The sequence below is a fragment of the Sandarakinorhabdus oryzae genome, assembly GCF_009733735.1.
In the GTDB taxonomy this organism is placed as follows: domain Bacteria; phylum Pseudomonadota; class Alphaproteobacteria; order Sphingomonadales; family Sphingomonadaceae; genus Sandarakinorhabdus; species Sandarakinorhabdus oryzae.
Window position 1 is genome coordinate 22,808 of sequence record NZ_WNJP01000023.1, and the last position, 6,524, is coordinate 29,331.

Sequence of the window (6,524 nt, forward strand, 5' to 3'; positions counted from 1 at the left end):
TCAGGGCAACAGTGGCGACCAGGCCGGATCAGAGGCATCCAGCGGCGTCGCGATACGACGTTCATTCAAACCGGAAATATCAACTGACCACAAGCCCGAGCGCCCCGACCGGTCGCCGCGGGCAAACAGGATGACGCGGCCATTGGGGGACCAGGCCGGGCTTTCATCCTGATAGCCATTGGTCAGCAGCCGCTCGCCCGAGCCATCGGGACGCATCACGCCGATGCCGAAGCGGCCGCCACCGATGCGGGTGAAAGCGATATAATCGCCGCGCGGGCTCCACACCGGGCTGGCCGAGCGGCCTTCGCCAAAGCTGATGCGGCTCTGGCCGCTGCCATCGGCGTTCATCACATAGACCTGCTGGCTGCCGCCGCGATCGCTTTCAAACACGATCTTGCTTCCGTCAGGCGAATAGCTCGGCGAGGTGTCGATGCCCGGGCCACTGGTCAGCCGCGTCACGCTGCGGGTGGCGATGTTGAAGCGATAGATATCGGTATTGCCGCCCACCGCCATCGAGAACACCAGGTTCTGCCCATCGGGTGAGAAGCGCGGCGCAAAGGTCATCGCCGCGAACTGGCCAACCGCTTCCTGGCGACCAGTGCCAAGCGTGTAGAGCCACACCCGCGGGCGGTTGTTCTCGAAGCTCATGTACGTGATCGTCTGCTGCCCGGGCGCAAAGCGCGGGGTCAGCACGAGATTCTGGCCCGAGGTGAGGAAGCGGTGGCCGGCGCCGTCCTGATCCATGATGGCCAGCCGCTTGATCCGCTTCGTGCGCGGGCCGGTTTCGCTGACATAGACGATGCGGCTGTCGAAATAGCCGGCCTCGCCGGTGAGGCGCGAATAGACGAGATCGGCGCATTTGTGCGCTGCCCGCCGCCAGCCGGCCGCCGTGGTGACAAAGCCCTGCCGCGCGATCTCACTGCCGGCGAACACGTCGTAGGCATAACAGGCGAGCGTGATGCCGCCATCGGGATTGGCGGTGACTGTGCCGGTGACCAGCGCCTGTGCCGCGATGGTGCGCCAGGCGGGGAAATCGGGTTTCAGCACATCATCGATGCCCACCGTGGTGGTGTAGGCCGCCGGATCGATCGGCTTGAACAGGCCGGAGGATTTGAGATCATTGGCGATCACCTGGGCGGCACGCTCACCCAGCTGGGTGGTGGTGCCAGCCTCGGTGCTGGCGCCATTGCCCGGCGCAAAGGCCGGCACGGCGATGGGCATCGGCTGCATCAGGCCGGCGTTGATATCCACGCGCAGCGGAGCGCCCAGGGGCGCGGCCGTCTGCGCCAGGGCAGGGGAGGCCAACAGGATGGCAGCAAGCAGAATCGAGCGCATGACATGTTCATATCAGGGGGGGAAGCTGAACGGGAGTTAAACTGCACCTGCCCTTGCGCCGGATGCTACTGCTGTGCAACGATTGCGTATTGTATTGATAATACAGAAATTGGGGGACGATCATGATACGCCACACCATGCTGCGCGCCGCGTTGTTGCTGGCCGCGGCGCCCGCGCTTGCCGCCGTGCCGACACCGCCGCGCCCGCTCACCGATCCGGCCAGCCTGGTTTCGCCCATCAACTCTGAAGCGCGCCCGGTTCCGGTGGCCGATCTGATCTTCACGCGCAGCGCCATCGATCCGGTGTGGAGCCCCGACGGCAAGACCATCTTCCTGGTCAGCAACCTGTCGGGCCGGTTCAACATCTGGCGCATGGCGGCGGGCGGCAGCTGGCCGGTGCAGATGGTGCAATCCGATGACGTGCAGAGCGGTCTGGCCACTTCTGCCGATGGTCGCTGGCTCTATTTCACGCAGGACAAGGGCGGCAACGAGTATCACGACCTTTACCGCGTACCCGCCGCCGGCGGTGCAGTGGAGCAGGTGACGCACAGCGATGATGTCGACGAATCCGATCCGCTGATCGCCGCCAATGGCACCATCGCCGTCGGCCACAAGCAGAAGGGCGCAGCGCAGACCAATCTCGCTGTGCTTGAAGGCGGCAAGCTGCGCCTGATCACCGCCGAAACCGATCCGCAGTGGAACTGGCAGGCGGTGGCCTTCACCGATGGCGGCCGCACGCTGATCGCCAACCGCACCACGACGGGCGGCAGCGAAGGCCAGGTGTGGCGTATTGATGTGGCAACCGGTCAGGCCGCCCTGCTGCTGGGCAAGAAGGGCGTGAATCAAGGCGCGTCTGCCGCCAGCCCGGATGGCAGCCGCATTGCCATCACCAGCGATGAAGGCACCGGCCAGGATCATGCCGGCGTGCTCGATGCCGGCACCGGCAAGCTGCGCTGGCTGGCGGCGACACCGTGGGAACAGGTGACTGGCGCGATGAGCCCGGATGGCAAGACCATGCTGGTGCGCACCAACGCCGATGGCCGCTCCACGTTGGCGCTGGTCGATACGGCCAGCCTGCAGATTCGCCCGCTGCCGTTGCCGCCGGGGGTGAATGTCGGCTTTGGCACCTCGTTCGCGCCCGATGGCGGCAGCCTGATCTTCGGCCATGGCGGGGCGGACACGCCATCGGACCTGTTCCGCTATGACATCGCAACCGGCACCAGCCAGCCGATCACACAGACGGCGCTGGCCAGCCTGACGCCGGCCAATCTGCCCAAATCCGAGATCGTCACCTTCAAGGGGTTTGATGGCACCTTGCTCAGCGCCGTGCTGACCATGCCGTTCAACCTGAAGCGCGATGGCAGCGCACCGGCGATCGTCATTCCGCACGGTGGCCCCACCGGGCAGAGCCAGGACGGGTTCAGCCGCACCGCCGCGCTGTTCGCCAGCCGCGGCTATCTGGTGATCCAACCCAATTTCCGCGGCTCCACCGGCTATGGCCGCGCCTTCCAGGAGGCCAACCACAAGGATCTGGGCGGCGGCGATCTGAAGGACGTGCTGTCGGCCAAGGATTTCCTTGTCGCCACCGGCTATGTCGATGCCAAGCGCGTTGGTATCACCGGCGGCAGCTATGGCGGCTTCATGACGCTGATGGCGATCGGCAAGGCGCCGGGCGCCTTCGCGGCGGCCGTGCAGCAATATGGCATCATCAACTGGCGCACCATGTGGGAGCATGAGGACGCCCGCCTGCAGGCCTATCAGCGCAGCCTCTTGGGCGCGCCCGACGAGTATAAGGGCGTCTATGAAGCCGCCTCGCCGCTGACTTTCATCCGCAATGCGAGCGCGCCATTGCTCAGCCTGCAGGGTGAGAATGACATCCGCGTGCCGCGCGGCCAGGCGCAGGAGGTGGCCGACATCCTGAAAGCCAAGGGCAACACGGTCGAAACAATCTTCTACAAGGCGGAAGGCCATGGCTTCCAGAAGCGCGAGAACCAGCTCGATGCCTTGAGCCGCACGCTGGACTGGTTCGAACGCTATCTGAAGCCGGCCAAATGAAGCGCCTGGCGCTGGCGGTGCTGCTGGCCAGCCCGGCCGGCGCGGCTGACCTGCTGATCCACGGCGGCCCGATCCTCACCATGGTGGGCGACCGGCCGCAGACGGTGGCCGCGGTGGTGGTGGCGGGCGGCAGGATCGCTTTCGCCGGGCCGTTGGCAGAGGCGCGCCGGGTCGCCGGGCCGGGGACGCCGCCGCTGGATCTCAAGGGCCGCACCCTGATCCCCGGCCTGGTCGATGCGCACAGCCATCTGATGATGGCGGTCGATCTGGCGCGGCGGGTGAATGTGTCGGGTGCGCCGGTGGGCAGCGTGGCCAGCATCGCCGATCTGGTGGCCAAGCTGGCCGAGGGCGAGGCGAGGCTGAAGATTGCGCCCGATGAGTGGCTGGTGGGCTGGGGCTATGATGCCAGCCTGCTCAGCGACAAGCGCGACCTCAATCGCCGCGATCTCGATACGCGCTTTCCGGGTCGGCCAGTGCTGGTGATGCATGTGTCCGGCCACGGCGCCGTGCTCAACAGTGCCGGGCTGGCAGCGATCGGCGTGACGCCGGACAGCAAGGCGCCCGAAGGCGGCCTGATCAACCGCGAAGCCGATGGGCGCACGCCGAACGGCCAACTCTGGGAAAGTGCGCTGATGCTGGCCGGCCCAGCGCTGAAGCCGCCGCCGCGGGCGCAGCGCCTGCAGAATCTGGCGGCGGTGCAGCGCCTCTATGCGCAGAACGGCTACACGCTGGCCAATGATGGCTTCAGCAACATCGCCGATCTCGACCTGCTGGAAGCGTCCGCCGCACAGGGCCGGCTTGTGCTCGACGTGGTTGCGCTGCCCAGCTTCGTCGATTTCAAGCGCTGGGCCGGCAATCCCGCCTATCCGTTCGGCCAATGGCAGGGTCGCCTGAAACTGCAGGGCATCAAGATCACCCAGGATGGCAGCCCGCAAGGCCGCACTGCCTATATGAGTGTGCCCTATCAGCACGGCGGCCCCAACGGACAGGAGAATTGGCGGGCGCAGGGCATCCAGCCCTATGCCGCCTTCCTCGCCACTGCCAGGGCCGCCAGCAGCCTTGGCCTGCAACTGTTCATCCACGCCAATGGCGATGCCGCGATGGACGACGTGATCAATGCGGTCGACACGCTGAAGCTCCCCGCCGATCACCGGACGATTGTGATCCACAGCCAGGTGCAGCGCCCCGATCAACTGCCGCGCTACGCCGCGCTCGGCATCACGCCGAGCTATTTCACCAATCACACATTCTTCTGGGGCGACGTCCACCGCAGCAACTTCGGCGAAGAGCGCGCCGCCCACATCTCTCCCATCAAGAGCGCGATGGCGCTCGGCCTGCACGCCAGCAACCACAGCGATTTCATCGTCACGCCGCTGGATCCGATGTTCATCCTGTGGACCAGCATGGCCCGCACCACACGCAGTGGCTTCGTGCTGGGCCCCAACCAGCGCCTCGACGCCTGGGCCGGCCTGAAGGCGCTGACCATCAACCCGGCCTGGGCCTATCGCGAAGAAGGGCGGCGGGGCAGCATCGAAGCCGGCAAACTGGCCGATTTCACCCTGCTCAGTGCCAACCCGCTGACAACACCGGTGGCGCGCATCCGCGGGATCAAGGTGGTGGGGACGATGAAGGAAGGGCGGTTCGTGTGGGAGGCGGATCGCTGAAAATGCTGCCGTAAAGCAATATCGCAGCCGTCACTTGGGTGTGGCTTCGACTGTCGCATTCTTGCCTGACACTATGCCGGATGGCTGGCTGGTATTGATCAGTGCCCAGGCTTGCTCTGGTGCCGGCAATGAGGTGAAATCGTCGTAGATTGATGTGTTGCCGTTTACATCGACCACCTCGACAGACCAGCTTCGCTTGCCACTGCTCGACATGAGACCAGAAAGAGAGGGTCGAATCCGAACCACTCGACCGGTGTCAAAGATTGCCATTATATAGGCATCTGTTGCCGCATTGGCGCGATACACTGAATAATCAGGTCGCACCTCACCGTCGCGGCACCATGTCGGTGGCGGCCCTGCCGGGGCATCCGGCGGCCCTTTTTTCTCGACCGCCGCCCCGAGTAGGGACAATAGCATACCGGCTCGGCCGGCCTTCATGCGCTTTGCCTTGGTAAAGCGTAGTGGCACCGAACACGGCTGCATCACCGACGCCACTGCATTCGGTGCGGCATTTGCGGGCCAGACCACGGCGCTGATCACGGATTGCAGTCGCTCATTCAGCGCAGTGCCCGACAGCGAGTGCGAAGACAGCCGCACCGCGACCAGCCATTGGCCCAAAGGCATGACGGCCAAGGCGGTGCTGCGGAACGCGCTGTCGGGAACATCCCAGGTCTGACGCAGCGCCGGGCCTGGGCCAGCGCTGCCAACGGCAAAGGCGGTCGGATTGACCGCTATGGGCACCGCGTTGCGGAAGCGCTCTCCGCTCACAATGGCGGTCTCCGACCGTTCGAACCACATCGCCACGTCGGGGATTGCGGCATGATAGAGAAAGATCGTGGCCGTGACATTGCCGTCTTCGCTTTCGAACTGGGCGGCGATGTCGTGTTCACCTTCAGTGGCATCGCTCAGCTCCGTCCGCTGCAATCCGTCGATGCGGGCCGGCAGGATCAGTCCCGTCTGCGCGTGCTGCCAGCCCTTATCGAGCGGAACTGCCAGTTCACGGGACACGACGGGTGAAGCCGCCAACAATAGCAGCATGGCCGGCAGGCAACGCATCGACAAACTCCAGTTCCGACAGCAAGTCAGCAGAACATCATCTGCAATATGACGCAAGTCAATCGCGTGTCGCTGGGGGTTATCAGGTCATCTCTTCCGGATCAAAATTGATCTCCACGCTCGCCCACAAATCGTACAACTCTGCCGGCAGCTTCAACGGCTGGCAGCGCAGCACGGCGCGGCGGGCGGTTTCGGTGAAGGCGCGGGCATAGTCGGCGTTGGCGGCGGTCATGCCGGTGGGGGTGCCGGCGACAGGAAGGCCAATCACGCGGCCATCGCGGCTGTATTGCACGGTCACCACCACGGTCATGCGGCGCACGTCGCGGCCGCCGACGGGTGGGTTCCAGCAGGGCGCGACCTGGGCGCGGATGGCCTGGGCGAGCGTGGCGGCGGCGCGCGGATCGACGGTGGCGCG

The 6,524-nt window shown here is 65.4% G+C and carries 4 protein-coding genes and 1 pseudogene; 2 read left to right on the top strand and 3 right to left on the bottom strand.

The genetic code is table 11. The features are described 5' to 3' along the window. Positions 1–1,335 carry a Tol-Pal system beta propeller repeat protein TolB gene (gene tolB / locus GJ693_RS04195; protein WP_156255080.1) on the bottom strand — a complete coding sequence of 445 codons (1,335 nt, stop codon included), beginning with the start codon at positions 1,333–1,335 and terminating at the stop codon, positions 1–3. A gap of 122 nt (positions 1,336–1,457) precedes the next feature. Between tolB and GJ693_RS04200 the strand changes: the two genes are divergently transcribed. Then, complete coding sequence (locus GJ693_RS04200; RefSeq protein WP_197041952.1) at positions 1,458–3,389, top strand: S9 family peptidase; 1,932 nt, start codon at positions 1,458–1,460, stop codon at positions 3,387–3,389. Continuing rightward, positions 3,386–5,053, top strand: coding sequence for an amidohydrolase (locus GJ693_RS04205; RefSeq protein WP_156255081.1), 1,668 nt, complete (start codon positions 3,386–3,388; stop codon positions 5,051–5,053). The genes GJ693_RS04200 and GJ693_RS04205 overlap by 4 nt, the downstream gene beginning before the upstream one ends. Positions 5,054–5,083: 30 nt before the next feature. Here the strand turns inward: GJ693_RS04205 and GJ693_RS04210 are convergent, their stop codons facing one another. Then, on the bottom strand, positions 5,084–6,109 hold the full coding sequence (locus GJ693_RS04210) for a hypothetical protein (RefSeq protein ID WP_156255082.1): 1,026 nt from the start codon (positions 6,107–6,109) through the stop codon (positions 5,084–5,086). An 82-nt stretch (positions 6,110–6,191) separates the two neighbouring features. Next, positions 6,192–6,524, bottom strand: a pseudogene (locus GJ693_RS16755) (hypothetical protein); the annotation flags it as partial.